The sequence below is a fragment of the Chryseobacterium defluvii genome (assembly GCF_003634775.1).
Classification (GTDB): Bacteria; Bacteroidota; Bacteroidia; order Flavobacteriales; family Weeksellaceae; genus Chryseobacterium; species Chryseobacterium defluvii.
This window is the reverse complement of the sequence record NZ_RBXB01000001.1, coordinates 1,037,787-1,053,494: the sequence shown is the minus strand read 5'-3', so window position 1 is coordinate 1,053,494 and position 15,708 is coordinate 1,037,787. Positions and strand designations below refer to the sequence as shown.

Below are 15,708 nucleotides of genomic sequence, written 5' to 3'. Positions count from 1 at the left end.
AATCTGCTTATATAGGGGTTACATTAATTTCTGTAAAAAATGGTCGTACTTCTTCCGTTTCGGTTTCTGTCTGCTCATTCGCAAATAAACTCGGAGCAAAATGCTTTTCATAAACATCCTGTTTCTTACGAATGGCATCAGTATTTTCAGGATATTCGGAAGTCTTCGGTAACGCTGACCAAGCTTCTTTAAATTTGCCTTCTTTTTCCAGAGCTTCAGCTTTTGCCATTGCATCATTATATTTTTTGGTTTTGGCATCTTTCTCCTTTTTTTCCTTATCTGATTTCTCTTTCTCCATCGCTGATTGTTTCTTGGCTTCTTCAAGCTGTTTCATATAAGATTCCATATTTGACATCAATCCCGATGCTGATTCGATTGGCTTTTTGACGAAGGAGAAAAACCCTGCATCGAGTTCCTCTGCTGTTCCTTTGAGATTAAGTGGAGGAATTATATTCTTTGCTTTGTCTCCGCATCCATCGTTTTGTACTAAGATAGACACTACTAATGTATCCTTTGTCGCTTTGGCTATTGTTAGCATAATTCGGCTGTCAATGTCCATTCCTGCTAACTGCTTAAAAAAATTGGCTTCCATTATTTCGATTTTTATGATTGATAATCTGTTATTAGTAATTCTAAAAATTACCTTATATAATTATGGTTGGGCTTTTGGGATTCATCTTTTAGAATGGTTCTTTTCCCCTTGCCCTTCCGGTCGTAATTCACTTTATAACCGTTGGTTTCTATTATACCTTCCAAAAGGTTCCTTGCTCCTGTTGCATCCCAATCGTCCGTTACTGTCATGTCCAGACAGTGCAAACGTTCAAATTCCTTAACCATTCGGGCGATGATGCATAATGCCCGATATTCTGTTTTATCAGCTAGATTGCTCATTTTCTATTTTTATTTTTAATTCCAATAGTTTGTTATAAATGTCTGTCCAGTATTTCTGGCGTTCCTTATCGGCAGGAACAGGCGGAATATGATGCATATCTTTAAAGTTTTCCGCCTGTGTGATGGCTTTATTAATATTGGTTACGGTAATTTCCAAACCGTTTAAATCCGTGATTTTCATTTCCATCTTCAATTCATTTATATTTTTTTGAATAGGTACTACGATCAATTAAGTGCTCAATAAAGTAGGAAGCTCTTTTATTCCACACCTTTGCACACTCATCCGCCTTTTTCTTTGTCCTGAAAACTTCGCCTTTCACCTTCCAAGTCACTTTTGTATGCCGTATGGTGGAAGGTGATCTAAAAGCATAGTAATCAATCCACTTAATTTCTTCCTCCCTTTCCACTTTTACAGGATCAATGAAAAAGCCTTTCCCTTCAATTTGTGGATAATAGGTTGATGCCAATAGCTTTTTATTGGTGTCAAAAATTTCAAACTTTACAAAATCTTTGTCAAAAAGGATGATTTTAAATAGTTCATCAATATTGAAATGGGCATTGAGTAGCACATTTTCATCGTAGTTTTTATAGGTGATTATTCCGATATTCATAGCATGATTTTTTTAGATTTGTTGGTTTACAAGAATTTTTGAAGGTTGGCAGAATCATTCTTGTTTTCTTGAGCGAGTGGTTGCCACCTACTCGCCATCTTGCAAAGAATGGAATGATATATAATCTTTGCAGTCCTGTAACTATCTTCCTCTTCCTCGCTATAATTTAAAGCACCGCACTGAACAGATTTAAGGAAAAGTTCCTCTATTTCTCTGAGTGGATGATTGATCGTAAGCAAGACTCTGAAATTGTCTTTTAACTGTTCCTGTGTCATTTGGTGGTATTTTTAGCAGGCGACATCTGGCATAAGTCGCCTGCGGTTCATTTTAATTGTAGAATACATGTCCGTCTTCGCTCCAATAGCTTCCGCAAAAAAGATCTCTTGCATAGGCTTCGTAATCAAAGTATTGCTTTGCGAAATCGTTTAGATCATCACGTTCCCCGATCAGTTCCCTTGCAAAATCCTCTTCACTATCATAATGGGCAACATAAGCATTTTCAAAATCGCTGATCAAATCATATATATCACCATTTGATAAATCAGCATGACCGTTATTACACCATATTAAAAATGCTTCCTGATCATTGCCGCTTAGATCGGAAAGGGCTTGGAGTACTTCAAATACGTTTTCACTTAGCCATGATTCATCAATCAGCCCTTTTGGGATATTCTCATAATCCTGAAACATGAATTCAGGGTCATTCTCATCACTATGCAATTCTGTGCATGCCTTATAAAATTCTTCTTTATCTGTATAATCTGACAGGTTTAACCATTTGCCAAAAAGTGAACCTTCGTTATATTTCTTATAGGTTCCTACATATACATTTGCTTCGTTAATATCTATTGTTGTCATGATCTTTTGATTTTGGGATTACTATTTAAAAGGGCAGATCGTCATCTGTAGAAGTTCCATTATTGGAATCCGAATTAGCTGTGTTCCTTTTTTGGATAGCCGAAAGAAATTTAATTTGTGAGGTGTGAAAGTTCATTCCTGCTTTGGGTTCTCCGTCTTTTCCCATCCATGCAGACACTTGTACCATACCTGAAAGTTCAACGAGAAGTCCTTTTGTTAAATGGTTGGCAACGTTAGGAGAAAGCCAGTAAGAGCAGTTAAAAAATGCCGTCTGGGCGATTCTATCCCCTTTTTTGTTTTTGTACGTTTCATTGACGGCAACGGAAAAATTAACTACTTTTTTGTCCTGTGACGTGATGTTTACCTGCGCATCACTTGTCAAACGTCCGATAATGTTCATAAGCATTGATTTTAGAGTTTTACATTCTTTTTTGTATTCCTCTTTTCCCGCTGTCGGTGGCTCGCCCTGCTTCGCCTGATTTTTATTCAAAAGAAAAAACGAAAAAAAAGAAAGCCCAAAAAGAGAATGGGCAATGCGTAAGGCAAAAGGAAACGGAATAATTGGAGGGGACCCTTTGGGGAGGAAACCGTTTATGCCGTAGTCTTTTGCAGGACTTGAAGGTATGGCTGCCCGTTCTACATTCGCTTCCCTTTTTGGTCGTTTTGTTGAATAAAATTCTAACTGATTATTTATTTCAGAATTATAGTAAACGAAGTTCTCCTAATATGGTGGTGGGTTTAGTATGAAGGAAATTAGCGACTCATTAGGTTCTTCCCTTTTTACGGACAGCTTATTTTTGCCAGGGTTTTGAAATGACAAAAAATGGACTGTCAGTGCAAATTGATATAATCTAAAAAGAATTTGGCTATAATCTATGTATCAATTTTTAAATTGATACATCAAAAAAAATTTTGAAATCTATCCTATATTCTCGAATTGAAAATGGCTTACCAATTATATTCCCGTACTAAAACTTAAATGAGTACAACAATAGTTTGCAAATCAAAGATGCTCTAATTTACATTTGTCTTACGTTTCATTTCAATAAACAGTGAAATGATCACTTCCAAAAATCTTCAGCCATGAAAGCCAAAAATATCTTTGTTGAAATAGTCGTGTTCTTACAAATTATTTTATTCATTTACACTGGTGTGAGTAAATTTTTAGATTTTGATAATTTTACCATAGATTTGAATAGGCAACCTTTTCCCCATTCTATTACTACTGTTCTTGAATGGATGCTTCCTACCTCAGAAATTACAATTTCTTTAATGTTATGTATAAATCAGACAAGAAGATTAGGGCTATTATTCTCTCTAACCTTAATGGGGCTCTTTACTACCTATACAGCATTAGTTTTATTTAATGTTTTTGATCAAGTTCCGTGTAGTTGCGGCGGAATTATAAAAAATCTGTCTTGGTCACAACATCTATTATTTAATCTTTTTATTGTTTCTATAACATTTATAGCCCTGATTCAAAAAGAAAAACCAAATGAGAAACTTTCACTGAATTTATAATACATAAAATAAATCAGGCCCAAATAAAAGGGGAAGCCGAAAACCTTATTTCAGAGTAGGCAAAATTAAAGTTTAGCTTTTTGATTTATAAAAGCAACCAATATCATGAAAAATTTACGATTAACATTAGGGATTGCTGCAATTGCAATTGGTTCTTTCGCTGCTTTTTCATTCACAAAAGTTGAAAAATCAGAAAATAAAGCCTTGAATACTTATTACCCGGTAAGAACGGGTGCAACAACATTTCATTGGCAAATGTTAAATCCTAATGATTACGTTTGTGACGAAGGGGGCGCCTCCTGTACTGGATATCAGGCTGCAAGTGCACCTGCGGATAATATAATTCCTAGCGGGTATACTAAAACCAATCAGGCTTTAGTACCTAAGCCTTAAAAAGCCTGACTATCAAAATAATACATTGGGTGAATTTAAAAAAGACACCCAATGTATTTATTTTATTGAAGTGAAAAATTTAATAAAGAAATCAAATCACCGCCATTATCTCCTCTTGGATCCTCAACTTGACGCATTATCTTACCATCTTTATCTATTGTAATTAGTGTTGGATATGAACGGATCATATAATTTTTTATTACCGGATGATTCTTACTTTCACTTTCAGTATTTAAATCTATCGTATAAGAAGATGAATAGATCTTTTGTTTTAAGCTTTTCAACCATTTATCCTTGTTCTTATCCACAGAAATTGTAATAAATACAACGTCTTTTCCCTGAAATTTCTCTTCAATTTTTTTCATATAAGGTGCAAGCGCTGCACAGCCAATACATCCAGTATACCAAAAATCCAGCACAACTGTTTTCCCCTTAAAGTCAGACAGCCTAACTATCTTCCCTTTTGCATCCGGCAACTGAAAATTATAAGCTTCCGAACCTTCGCCACGTCCAGATACTAACCGTAGAATGATAGTATTAAGATTTCGGTCCTTAACTTTTGAAACGGCATCTTTTAACAAAGGCGTGATGTTATTCCTTTGCATATAGCGAAGAAATAATGATACAATAGCTCTTTCACCAAGATTGGAAGGGTATGTGTTTAACAAAAAATTATAACAGTCTTTTACATCAAATATTCTGTTGCTAAGGCTCTGTTTAGTATGATAGTTTGATATAACAGCTCCTATAAAATCAATTGAGTAAAACATTGATGTATCATTCGCTAAAGAATTGAACAACGAATCGGTAATGGAACTTTTTGCAAGCTCGTTTAAAGCAGCGGGATTACTTCTTTCAATTTGCCTGATATAAAACTGCTTGCCGATTATATTTGAAGAAACAATATCGGCTTTCATCAATGTATATACATTATGGGATAGCATTTTTTCATTTTCAGATATATATTCCAACTTCGCAATGTATGATGAATCGTAAACATTAAAAAGACTCTTTAAATCACTGTCCTTTACTTGTCGTCTCTGCTTTTCATATGGTACATCAATAGACCTCAATCTTGTTAAGATTTTCCATTTCTCTGATCCGGGACCTATAAATCTATCTTTATATTTATCCGAGTAGTAAATTTGATCACCATTTTCTACCAAATAACCATACAAAGATAAATTGTTAGCTATTATATCCTGATATCCACCAGGCATTATAAGGTTTATAAATTGTGGGTGATTTTGACCTGCGATTTTAAAACTAAAGGAACCTGCCTTTGGTTTTACGATTATAACCTCTTCACTATTTTTATCACCTACATCATAATATTTTTTTACCTCCAGTATAATAGAATCTTCACTTCGTAAATGTTGGAAACTTCCAGAAATTATAATGGAATCTTGCTGGGCAAATGATAACAATGCTAAGGTATTAAGGACAATAACTATAATAAATTTTTTCATTTTAATCTTTTTTCAAAATACTTCCTATCTCGGATTCTGTTGAATCCCATTTAATTGAATTTCCTGTTCTGGAATTGATATAGCATACAATAAACTACCAGGCTGGAGGGTGTACGTTTTTCCATTGACGATATGCACAACAGTTTTCTTAAAACGCTCCTCTCTATTGAGCCTTCTTAAATCCGTCCATCTTATTCCCCTAAAGAGTAGTTCCTTTTTCCTTTCTTCAAGGATCAACTTTAGCGCCTGTTCAGCATCAGGTGCATTAACGGGTGCAAATGTTCCGGTTTTAAATCTATTCTTTAATAAGAGGTTGAGATCACCCATTGCTTCCTTTGTTTTTCCTGTCCTAGCAAAACATTCCGCCCTTATTAAGTATATTTCATCAGTTGCCAAACCACAGAATTTATCTCCGTTTACATCGTATGTGCCCCTAAATACTAAACTGCCATCCACAGATGATGCTCTAAAAAAATGGTTTTTTCGTAGGTCATTTATATTATATGATTTATATATGGTCGAATCCGGATTGTAAATAGATCCATAATTAATCATACAACTGGTGTATATTACTTCATCCAAAAAATTCTGACTAAGATTATTCCGTCTAGGAACTATCGTGTTATAATCGGTTAATTTTTTATTTGTAGCAAGACATTTTTCCGCATATAATAATGCATTTGGGTAATCTCCCATAGCAAAGTAAACCCTGCTTAACATAGCATTTACGGCAGCCTTTGATGGCTTCCGAGGCGAAATTGTTGTATTGGGTAACAAAGTATATGTTTCTTTGAGATCATTAATAATACGCTCATAGGTCACTTCAACTGAAGCTCGTTGTACTTTATCGGTAAGAACAGGGCTAAGCCGAAGAGGTATACCTAGATCCGACTTTGCATTAGCAGGGTCATAGGGAAGGGCGAAAGTTTGTACCAAATTATAAAAGGCAAATGCCCTATAAAACAACGCAGTACCTTTTACCTCATTATAGAGACTTAAATTGGTATTCTGATCTTTCAGTTTAGCTAGACCGTCCAACACAATATTTGCAATAAAAACCTGATTATAAGGTTGATTCCATTCGTGGAAATAGGTAGACCCTTTAAAAACGTCAGACTGAAAAGTAAATGCATTTTGACTTATTGCACTCGCTTGATTGTTAAAATTGGCTGTCGTAACATTGACTTCATCGGAATGCAGTGTACCGAGAGCAGGTTGAGAATATGCATTGAATACCACCTCATTATTGAGTAATAATGCAAAATCATTGAGTGAGGTTGGTACGGTCAAAGCCTGATTAGGTTTGGCATCTAAAAATTCGTCCTGTTTTGTGCAACCGACAAGGGCATTTAACAAGAATAATATTATGAACTTTCTGTTATTTAATATGTATTTTTTCATAATCATAGCTTAAGAATTAAAAATTGGCTCTTAAACCCAGTGCTATCGACCTAGGTTGAGGAAGTCCATTACCAAATAAATCTGGATCTAATCCCTGCTTATTTGACCGCCAAATTATTCCTATATTATTGATATAACAATACAATTGAAGATGAGCGAATGGAAGACGGCTTTCAGCGGATTTATCTATATCATAGCTTAGCATAATGTCCTGAAGCCGTATATGATCTCCCTTAGTTACTAATGATTCCGAATTAGCATAGAAGCCTTCACGGAAAGTATTCATTGGCGGGTATTGGATTGATGGGATATTTGTTACATTTTCATCACCAGGTTTTTGCCATCGGTCTGAAAAATCCTCATGACCATTCCAAGAATTGAATAAACTTGAATAAAAAATTGAGTTCCTACGGAAATAGTAGTTAAACTTATAGAGAATATTAAAGGACAATGAAAACCTTTTAAAGGTTAAAGTATTTCTTAAAGACCCGAATACGGTTGGTCTTGATGGACCTGCATATACCATGCTGTCTAACGGAGTTTTATTAAAAATAGAAGAATAGTCAGTGGTAAGTTTTCCATCTAAAAATCCTTGCGGATCACCAGTATCGTGGGTCAAAGGTCCGGACTTGAATGCATAAATAGCGAATAATGGTTTTCCTTCAAGCGGCATAATTGCCCCAAAATTTCCAGAACCATACGTAAGATAGTTTAAATCAGCTTCTTTGACATCATACTTGGTTACGAAATCTTGGGCTTTACTTAGTTGAAGCTGTGTATTCCATTCAAAGTTCGTAGTAACTATGTTTTTTGTATTAAGTACAACATCCCATCCTCTTCCTTTTGTCCTTGCATAATTTCCTCTGAAATTAGGCCATCCTGTTGAACCCGCTAGAGGCATATCTCCAAAAAGGTCCAACCCTGTTTTAATGAAATATTCAATGCTGCCGGAAATTCGATTGTTTTTTGAAGCATAATCAACTCCAAAATTCACCGTTTTTATTTTTTCCCAGCGAAGATCAGGATTTCCCGGATTAACCACCTGAGCATATGGAGTTCTTGAATAATAATAATTGTTTAATTGCCGTATGGTCGTTACAGCGGTTACATTTTTATCCACATTACCACTATACCCATACGTTGTTCTTAATCTCAAATAAGGAATCCAATCAAGATGATAAAAGGATTCTTTACTTAAATTCCAGCTTCCACCAATTGAATATAGCGGCACGCCTTTTTGATTAGTATTGACGCCAAAAAGATTGGATTTATCAATTCGACCACTGACGGAAAAAGTATATTTTCCATCATAGGTGTAAGCCGCATTGGAAAAATAAGAAATGAAATGATCGGTGAACTTTGTTATTTTAGGATAATAAGGTATCAGGGAGGATGAAGACGGATTCGTTTCAAAATTCGTTACAAAATCCGGCGTTGTAAAACTTCCTGTATTCAGGTCATATCCATAATAAGTATTAAAGTCACTTTCCTTTACAACGTCGTTAATTTCTGCTCCTGCAATGGCTGTAAGTTCATGAACATTCCAAGATTTATTATAATTAATCTGTGCCCTCAGATTTTTTGTTGTTAGCGTTGAGTAGGTCTGGTCAAGCATCCCTCCTTTTGGTACAGGATAAACTGGATTACCTGATTCATCAAAATAGGTGAATTTATTTATTAAGGTTCTAGTAGAATAAGTCTGTTCACTTGAATAACCCTTACTTTGAGAGGTTGATTTTCCAAACTGATATTTGATTTCTGCGGAAAGTGATTTTGAAAAATCATATTTCAAACTCAAATTCACCAAATTGTCTGTTGAACGACTCTTATCATTAGCATAACCTAGTTCATCCAATGGTCGGTACTGCCAATCATAGAATTTACCCCCTCCTGCTGTATCAATATAATTCGTATTGAATTCTTTTATGGTGGCTAGGTGTCCCCCATTTTCATCGGAAAGCTTCATATAAGGATAAACGGACTTAGAATAGGGTGATAGATTTCCAAGTGTATAATTTTGCTTTGAACCTGACTGTACAAACATATAGTTAATGGAAGCTAATAACCTTTTCGTAAGGTTAATATTGGTCTTCACATTTACTGTATATCTGGAATCTGTATTGCCAACCAAATTTGATCTATTATGATCAGCACCTAGTGAGACAAAATAATCAATATTATCACCACCTCCCTTTATATTTACTGAATACTGTTGATTCACTGATTTTTGATAGAAATATTTTTCAATCTCTTTTCGCACATCTACATTTCTTAATTCTGAGATTGCTTTTTCTGCTTCACTACTTGAGATTATGTTCCTTTTCTTTTTATCCAAAATATCTACCACAGGAGAAATAACAGGCATACTTAAACTTGCCAGATCATTATTATAAAATCCTCTGTCAAATAATTCCTGTTCTATATTGATGAAATCATCAGCATTGATAAAGTTTTTATTGTAATAGACATCTGGTTTAGCTCCAATTGTCACATTCGAATTTAACTCGATATTTGGCTTTTGATTTCTTTTTCCTTTTTTGGTCGTTATTACAATAACACCATTACCTGATTTAGCTCCCCAAATTGAAGTGGCAGCAGCATCTTTTAGTACAGTAATGTTTTCAATATCATTGGGATTAATTCTACGTAGATCTCCATCGTAAGGGAAATTATCCAAAATAATAAGTGGCTGGTCACTGGCAAATAATGTTGAGTGTCCCCGAATATTGATATCTACGCCATTTTCAGTGCTTGAAGAGGTATTTTTATGGAAGATCAATCCCGGTACATTTCCTTCCAAACGGTCTATTAGATTTGGACTTACCCTCATATTAAACAGTTTGTTATCGACAATGGCAAAAGAACCTGTCGCCCTTTCTTTTGGAATTGTTTGGTAACCCGTTGAAACCACCTCCGCTATTCCTAATGTGTTTTGTAGAGGAACCAAAACAGTATGGGTCGCATCTTCACCAATTTTTTCAAGGCTTGAATATCCAATGTAAGAAATTTGCAATTCTTCATTTCTAAATTGGATTGGAATTTCAAAATTTCCTTCTGAATCTGTGGAAAACTGCTCCCCGGTTTTCTTAATTCTAATAGTCGCTCCGGGAAGAGGCTCTCCCCTTTCGTTGACTACTTTTCCCCTAAAAGCAGGCTGCCGGAAACCGGAGGGGTTTACTTTTTCCTTTTCCTTACCCAAATTATTTTTACGGTCAATGGAAATCACAATTTTTCCATCAACACTATATCCAAACGGTTGTTGATTAAATATCACAGGTAAAACCTCTAATATATCCTGATTCTTAGCTGAAATGTTGACAGGCTTTGAAATTCTCATATGCCTGTCATTGATAGAAAAAGAATATCCTGATTGCTTTTGAATTTGTTGAATTGTTGATTTAAAGGATGCGGAAGAAAGTTCTAAACTGATTTTTTGCCCCATACTGAGGCTATAAAGGAATATGAGCAAACAAAGGAATAATGCTCTTAAAAGCATCACCCTCCATTTGGTTATCATTGGAATTTTATCATTTTTCTTTTGTTGAAAAGAGATAAAACTACCATTGTTGTTAATGGTATTATTCATATTTTTGTTAACGGTTGGGTTATGAAATCTAGTAAGTAAACTCTTTTAGAAACCCGCTGCCGCCGTCCCGGGTTCCAGCCGGGACGGCATCTTTAAGCATTGGGCATAAACATAAACTGAAACTAATTTTTATTGAACGATTACCTCCTTTCCTTTGATACGGAATGATACCCCGTACGTTTTTTCTAATGCTTTCAGGACGGAGGAAAGCTTCTCATTGCGGTTAAGATGGAGGTAAGCTTTTTCCGAATTATTAAAATTTTGAGGATAAACAAATTGGACATCGTACCATCTCTCAATATCTTTAGTCAAATATTGCAGGCTCATGGAACTTCCAGCAAAAAATCCATCTTTCCAGGAACTAAAATCGCTGACATCTACATTTCTCACCTGTGACTTTCCATTGAAAACTATTGATTGCTGTCCGGGGATTAATTGAATTTGTTTATTTCCAATTTCAGAAGTTATAGAAACTCTTCCCGTCAAAAGAGTGGTTTGTTCCATTCCGTCATAATTACGAACATTAAAAGAAGTTCCTAAGACTTTGACCTTTTGCCCTTTGGAAGAAACAATAAATGGTTTGTCCTTGTTATGGGCAACTTCAAAATAGGCTTCACCGGAAATTCTGACTTCTCTTGAGTTGCCTTGGAATTTTATAGGATATTCTAAAGATGAAGAAGCATTTAACCATACTTTGGTTCCATCTTCAAGCGTAATTTTGTACTGCCCTCCATTAGGTGTTTTTAAAACACCAATTTGGGCATCTTCTAAGGATAGCAGTTCTTCTCCCCCTTCATAAAATATCTTTCCGGCTTGATTTGAGATCCCTTTGTTATGATCATTTAAGCTAACGGCCTTTCCGTTAGATAATGTTAAAATAGCACGGTTAGAACCTGGAAGGGCTTCGTCACCAAATTGGCTAGTAATATTCAAAGTTTGATCTCCCTTATAACGGATTGCGGCGATATAATAACCTATAGAAAGAACAGCGATGAGACAAGCTGCAGCAGATAGCCATTTTATTCTATTCTTTTTTTGCTTCCTGAGTCTTTTGAGCCGTACTCGCTGTTGGAACTTTTTTAGTAGATTTTCAGTATTGGTATTATACAGCATCTTAATGGACTCCGCCAGCGACTCTTCGTTTCCAAGATTTTTAAATAATTTTTGATTGGATTCGCTTTCTTCCAACCAATTTTTCAAAATACCATGTTCCTCAACACTTAACGGAGTAGCCTTAATATGCTTTTTGAGAATTTCGATTATTTTTAATTCCTGATCTATCTGAGTGCGTTTCATGAGCTCCTGTTTTGTATACAAACAGGAAAAGGTTCTCGATCTCTAAAGAAAATTGAAAAAAAATGAAATTTACTTTGATGCCTTATAAATTGAAACTTATTACATCAATAGATTAAACAGTAAAAATGCAGTTCCGGATCTGCTTAATTTCTGCTTTAAAAGAAGTATTCCGCGGGCTTTTTGATTATTGACGGTACTTACCGTAATATTTAATTTTTCAGCAATTTCTTTAGCGTTTTTATTCCCATCCAAAAATTCCCTAATAATTATCCGGCATTTTTCCGGTAGTTCCTCTATAGCCAACCCGACCTCACGAACCACCTCTGCATAAATGATTTCTGAAGTAATGAAACTTTCATCCTCCTCGGAAAAAGTTTCAATATAGAGATCAAACCTTTTACGTTGAACCTTTTCTTTTTCTATTTTATTAAGGCAGGAATTTTTAGTAGAAAGGTATAAAAAAGCTTTAACCTTAGAAAGGGAATCAAAGCTTTTTCTTTTATCATACAGTTTTAAAAAAACATCTTGCACAATTTCCTCAGATTCACCAATATCGAAATTAATTAGTAACCTTCTGGCAAAGAAAATAAGCGACGGTTGGAAATGGCGATATATACATTCAAATGCCAAATCACTCCCTTTGCGCAACTCTTTAAGCACATCCTCATCATCGATTCCTTTAAAAGGCTTCATTACTTCATTGGTTAACCGATATAAAGTTAGAAATTATCATTTAATATTAATATCAAAAAATCTTTAATATGCTCCATATCCCTACTTACTCGCAACTGATTGCTCCTTCTTCAAGATTTTCTTTATTTTTCAAGTCTTCCATTCGTTTTTTAATGAAATCCCTGGGCCTTATCCCATTATATTCCTGAAAAAGATTGGAAAAATTGGGTCTTGAAGCAATTCCGCACTCTTCTGCTAGTCCTTCTATTGTATAACTGAGGTACTTTTTATCATTATACAGCTTTTGGGTGATATATTCGATTCTCAATTCCCCGATATATTTTTTAAAATTTGAACCTTTGTACTCGTTGATTACCTGTGAAAGATAAGTAGAGTTAGTCTGGAATTTTGAAGCAAGTTTATATAACGTTATACCACTTTCTAAAAACTTGTTTTTCTTTTCAAAATCTTCCAGTTTTTTTAATAAATCATCTAAAATTTCTTTTTCAATTTCTAGGGAATAAGGATTATCTTGTCTATCCTGAGTTTTATTTGATTTAACATTCTTGTTCAAAATCCGCTCTTCTAATAACCTGTAATTCTTTTGAAGATTTTGTTCTTTCCAATACCTGTGCAAAAATATAACAAGCAAAAAAATGGTTCCACCAATAAAAATTACTTTTTCTCTTTGAAGCGTTTTCTTTTCTTGGTGGTGTGTTTCGTTCAATTTGCTGGTATCATATTCTCTAAATATTTTAGATGATAAATAGGGAAATTTCCGATTTAATATATTGTCTGCTTTGACCAGCTGCCCGGTATAATAAAGTTGACTTTTAGCCTCGCCTCTGGTTTTATAATATTGGATCAAACACTCGTAGGAGTCTCTGACTTCTGGTATCATAAATTCTTCTTTTTGAAAAATAGAATCTACTTTAGTAAAATACTCGATGGCTTTTTTCTCATTATTCAACCTCAAATAGGATTTTCCTAAATAAGCATAACATACACTTTCCCATGCAAAATCCTTTGCTTTTTTTATCGGAATTAAAGACTGGTTTAGCGAAGTAATACTACTTCTAAAATCTGCTTTATGAAATTCATTTATTCCTTTTTCTTTAAGAAAATAACCGTATTCAAGAGTATAATTATCCTTCAAATTTTGATCATTAACCGCTAAAGCTAGTAATGAGTCAATTCTCTTATAATCTCTGAGATTTCTGTAACATACCAATATTTGATGAAGGCTGTTAAAATACCCCCTTTTAATCCCAAACAAAATATTCGGATGGATATCTTTTTTTAACGATTCATTATAAAAGTAGTTTTTAGAGGGATATAAATTATCAAGTGCATCATCATAAAAGCCAATGTAACTTTTAACAACCCCAATGTGATATTGTAATTTATTTTGCTGGTATTGATCTTTCGTTTTCTTTGAGTACTCATAAGCCTTGAGATATTGATCCAACGCCTGTTTATACTTTTTAAAACTATAATAATATACAATTCCTTTTCCCATGTAAGCTCTACTTATCAGTGCTTCATCTTTAGATAAGAAAGCGGCTTCAATAGCACTATCTGCATAGATGAGCTTTGAATTTTTTGATTCTGAAAAATAGCCTGAAAATTTATATCCATTGTATAACTCATGATAATTCTTTTCTCTTTTGGCTTTTTCAATAGAAATCTGAACTAATGGAAGTGCACTCGTATCATTCTCTTTTCTGTCTTCATATCTTTTCCTGATCTGATAAAATTCACTGTACTGCCCTCTTAACTCGGAGCTCACTGCATGAAATAGCAAAATGAATAGCAGAATGCTATAAGGTTTAGGTGAGGTTTTCATAGGATAGGTTAGTTTGTTATATATAAAGTTACATAAATTCCCATTATAGTGAGTAACTAATGCCCTTTACGCATGAACCCAATATACCGCTGAGCCTCAATTTATTAAAGTTGTACCAATTTATATAATGGTACGTATCACTATCTAAAATGATACAACCATTGATTTTTTAATGCAAATAAGAGATATAATTTCAATTCCAGAATTCTAAAGAACCCGGCCGGGATAATTTTTAAAATTGATTACAACATGAAAAAGATTATCTCAATTATCTCCATTCTTTCCGGAATAACCAGCTTGTTATCCTGTCAATCGGAGGATATGGAAACTCCTGTAGAGGTTTATGAGCCCTACCAAAGGCTAAATGAAAAAAGGAATGACAGTATTAAATCCAATCATTCGGATGTAATAAGTTCTTCTGACACCATTAAGTCTGATCCTCCCATTAAGGATCTCGACCCATGGAAGATCAGAAAATGATTTTTATCGTCATCGCTTCTACAGTGCGCAATGTAGAGCGGAGACGGTTTTAAAATAAAAGATATCATGTTCTCAAAGCCTAAAAGTGACATCTCCAGACAATAAAGGACGGACAAAAAATCGGATGCCATTGATATATAGCTTTATTTTAATAAAAGCTATTTAAATATGGATCACAGGGAAGAAATAAACAGCTATCAAACAAAGCTTGCAGAGCATTTAAAAATAAGTTTTCCAGAGTTAAAAACAGATTTTAATTTTATTCGCTCGAAGGCTACATTAGCTGTTTTTACTAAAAAGAATGCACTGCTTTCAGGGAATGATGAGGAGACATCCAATCAAATAGCTGAAAGGATATTATTTGAGGGTTTTTATTTCTCAAAGTTTGAAACTGTTTGCGAAGTCCTAAAACAAGAATTTAGTGAATTAATGCTCGATGAAGAATACACGACATTTGCACTAAAAATGGTTAAAAATCTTAATTGTATTTTTGATAATTATGATCTCACTGATGATTTTATCTACACTTATGATTACGATAATTTATATATTGATATCAAAGAATTTATAAAAAGATGGATTGAAGAAAACGGATTATAATATAATTAAGATCCGTCCTATAAAGTAGATAAAAAATAATGAGGTCCATTAAGTATTTTGAAACTGGACCAAATTTGTAATGTA

General features: G+C 34.3%; 16 protein-coding genes. 4 read left to right on the top strand and 12 right to left on the bottom strand.

Translation table 11 applies throughout. The features are described 5' to 3' along the window. Window positions 1-7: 7 nt before the first annotated feature. The 6 genes from BCF58_RS04860 to BCF58_RS04835 form a co-directional block, all read right to left on the bottom strand. Entirely contained in the window at window positions 8-592 is a 585-nt protein-coding gene (locus tag BCF58_RS04860) for a PRTRC system protein E (RefSeq protein WP_121460650.1), read from the bottom strand. A 47-nt stretch (window positions 593-639) separates the two neighbouring features. Beyond that, window positions 640-891 carry a hypothetical protein gene (locus tag BCF58_RS17270; RefSeq protein ID WP_147462024.1) on the bottom strand — a complete coding sequence of 84 codons (252 nt, stop codon included), beginning with the start codon at window positions 889-891 and terminating at the stop codon, window positions 640-642. Beyond that, window positions 875-1,078 (bottom strand): 3-isopropylmalate dehydratase, encoded by a 204-nt coding sequence (locus BCF58_RS04855; RefSeq protein ID WP_228434736.1) that lies wholly within the window; start codon window positions 1,076-1,078, stop codon window positions 875-877. The genes BCF58_RS17270 and BCF58_RS04855 overlap by 17 nt, the downstream gene beginning before the upstream one ends. Window positions 1,079-1,085: 7 nt before the next feature. Next, a complete protein-coding gene (locus BCF58_RS04850) occupies window positions 1,086-1,502 on the bottom strand; it encodes a hypothetical protein (protein WP_121460649.1) in 417 nt (138 codons plus the stop codon). Window positions 1,503-1,829: 327 nt separating this feature from the next. Beyond that, window positions 1,830-2,360: an antirestriction protein ArdA gene (locus tag BCF58_RS04840; protein WP_121460647.1), complete on the bottom strand. Its 531-nt coding sequence runs from the start codon at window positions 2,358-2,360 to the stop codon at window positions 1,830-1,832. A gap of 25 nt (window positions 2,361-2,385) precedes the next feature. After that, window positions 2,386-2,760: a single-stranded DNA-binding protein gene (locus BCF58_RS04835; RefSeq protein ID WP_121461048.1), complete on the bottom strand. Its 375-nt coding sequence runs from the start codon at window positions 2,758-2,760 to the stop codon at window positions 2,386-2,388. A gap of 683 nt (window positions 2,761-3,443) precedes the next feature. On the opposite strand from BCF58_RS04835, the gene BCF58_RS04830 reads away from it, so the two are divergent. Both BCF58_RS04830 and BCF58_RS04825 read left to right on the top strand, forming a co-directional pair. Further along, entirely contained in the window at window positions 3,444-3,881 is a 438-nt protein-coding gene (locus BCF58_RS04830) for a MauE/DoxX family redox-associated membrane protein (protein WP_121460646.1), read from the top strand. A gap of 105 nt (window positions 3,882-3,986) precedes the next feature. Next, window positions 3,987-4,274 (top strand): hypothetical protein, encoded by a 288-nt coding sequence (locus BCF58_RS04825; protein WP_121460645.1) that lies wholly within the window; start codon window positions 3,987-3,989, stop codon window positions 4,272-4,274. 62 nt (window positions 4,275-4,336) lie between these two features. Here the strand turns inward: BCF58_RS04825 and BCF58_RS04820 are convergent, their stop codons facing one another. From BCF58_RS04820 to BCF58_RS04795, 6 genes are all read right to left on the bottom strand, one after another. Continuing rightward, window positions 4,337-5,743 carry a TlpA family protein disulfide reductase gene (locus BCF58_RS04820; RefSeq protein WP_121460644.1) on the bottom strand — a complete coding sequence of 469 codons (1,407 nt, stop codon included), beginning with the start codon at window positions 5,741-5,743 and terminating at the stop codon, window positions 4,337-4,339. Between the two features lie 24 nt (window positions 5,744-5,767). Continuing rightward, on the bottom strand, window positions 5,768-7,144 hold the full coding sequence (locus BCF58_RS04815; protein WP_170148972.1) for a RagB/SusD family nutrient uptake outer membrane protein: 1,377 nt from the start codon (window positions 7,142-7,144) through the stop codon (window positions 5,768-5,770). A 16-nt stretch (window positions 7,145-7,160) separates the two neighbouring features. After that, window positions 7,161-10,730, bottom strand: a complete 3,570-nt coding sequence (locus BCF58_RS04810) for a SusC/RagA family TonB-linked outer membrane protein (protein WP_121460642.1) — start codon at window positions 10,728-10,730, stop codon at window positions 7,161-7,163. Window positions 10,731-10,859: 129 nt separating this feature from the next. Beyond that, window positions 10,860-12,026: a FecR family protein gene (locus tag BCF58_RS04805; RefSeq protein ID WP_121460641.1), complete on the bottom strand. Its 1,167-nt coding sequence runs from the start codon at window positions 12,024-12,026 to the stop codon at window positions 10,860-10,862. Between the two features lie 99 nt (window positions 12,027-12,125). After that, window positions 12,126-12,719: an RNA polymerase sigma factor gene (locus BCF58_RS04800; protein WP_121460640.1), complete on the bottom strand. Its 594-nt coding sequence runs from the start codon at window positions 12,717-12,719 to the stop codon at window positions 12,126-12,128. 85 nt (window positions 12,720-12,804) lie between these two features. After that, the gene (locus BCF58_RS04795) at window positions 12,805-14,217 is read right to left on the bottom strand and encodes a helix-turn-helix domain-containing protein (RefSeq protein WP_170148971.1); all 1,413 of its coding nucleotides are present in this window, start codon (window positions 14,215-14,217) and stop codon (window positions 12,805-12,807) included. A gap of 576 nt (window positions 14,218-14,793) precedes the next feature. Here BCF58_RS04795 and BCF58_RS04790 point away from each other — a divergent pair. Next, window positions 14,794-15,024 (top strand): hypothetical protein, encoded by a 231-nt coding sequence (locus BCF58_RS04790; RefSeq protein ID WP_121460638.1) that lies wholly within the window; start codon window positions 14,794-14,796, stop codon window positions 15,022-15,024. Between the two features lie 168 nt (window positions 15,025-15,192). Next, window positions 15,193-15,624, top strand: coding sequence for a DUF1896 family protein (locus tag BCF58_RS04785; protein ID WP_121460637.1), 432 nt, complete (start codon window positions 15,193-15,195; stop codon window positions 15,622-15,624). Window positions 15,625-15,708 lie beyond the last annotated feature (84 nt).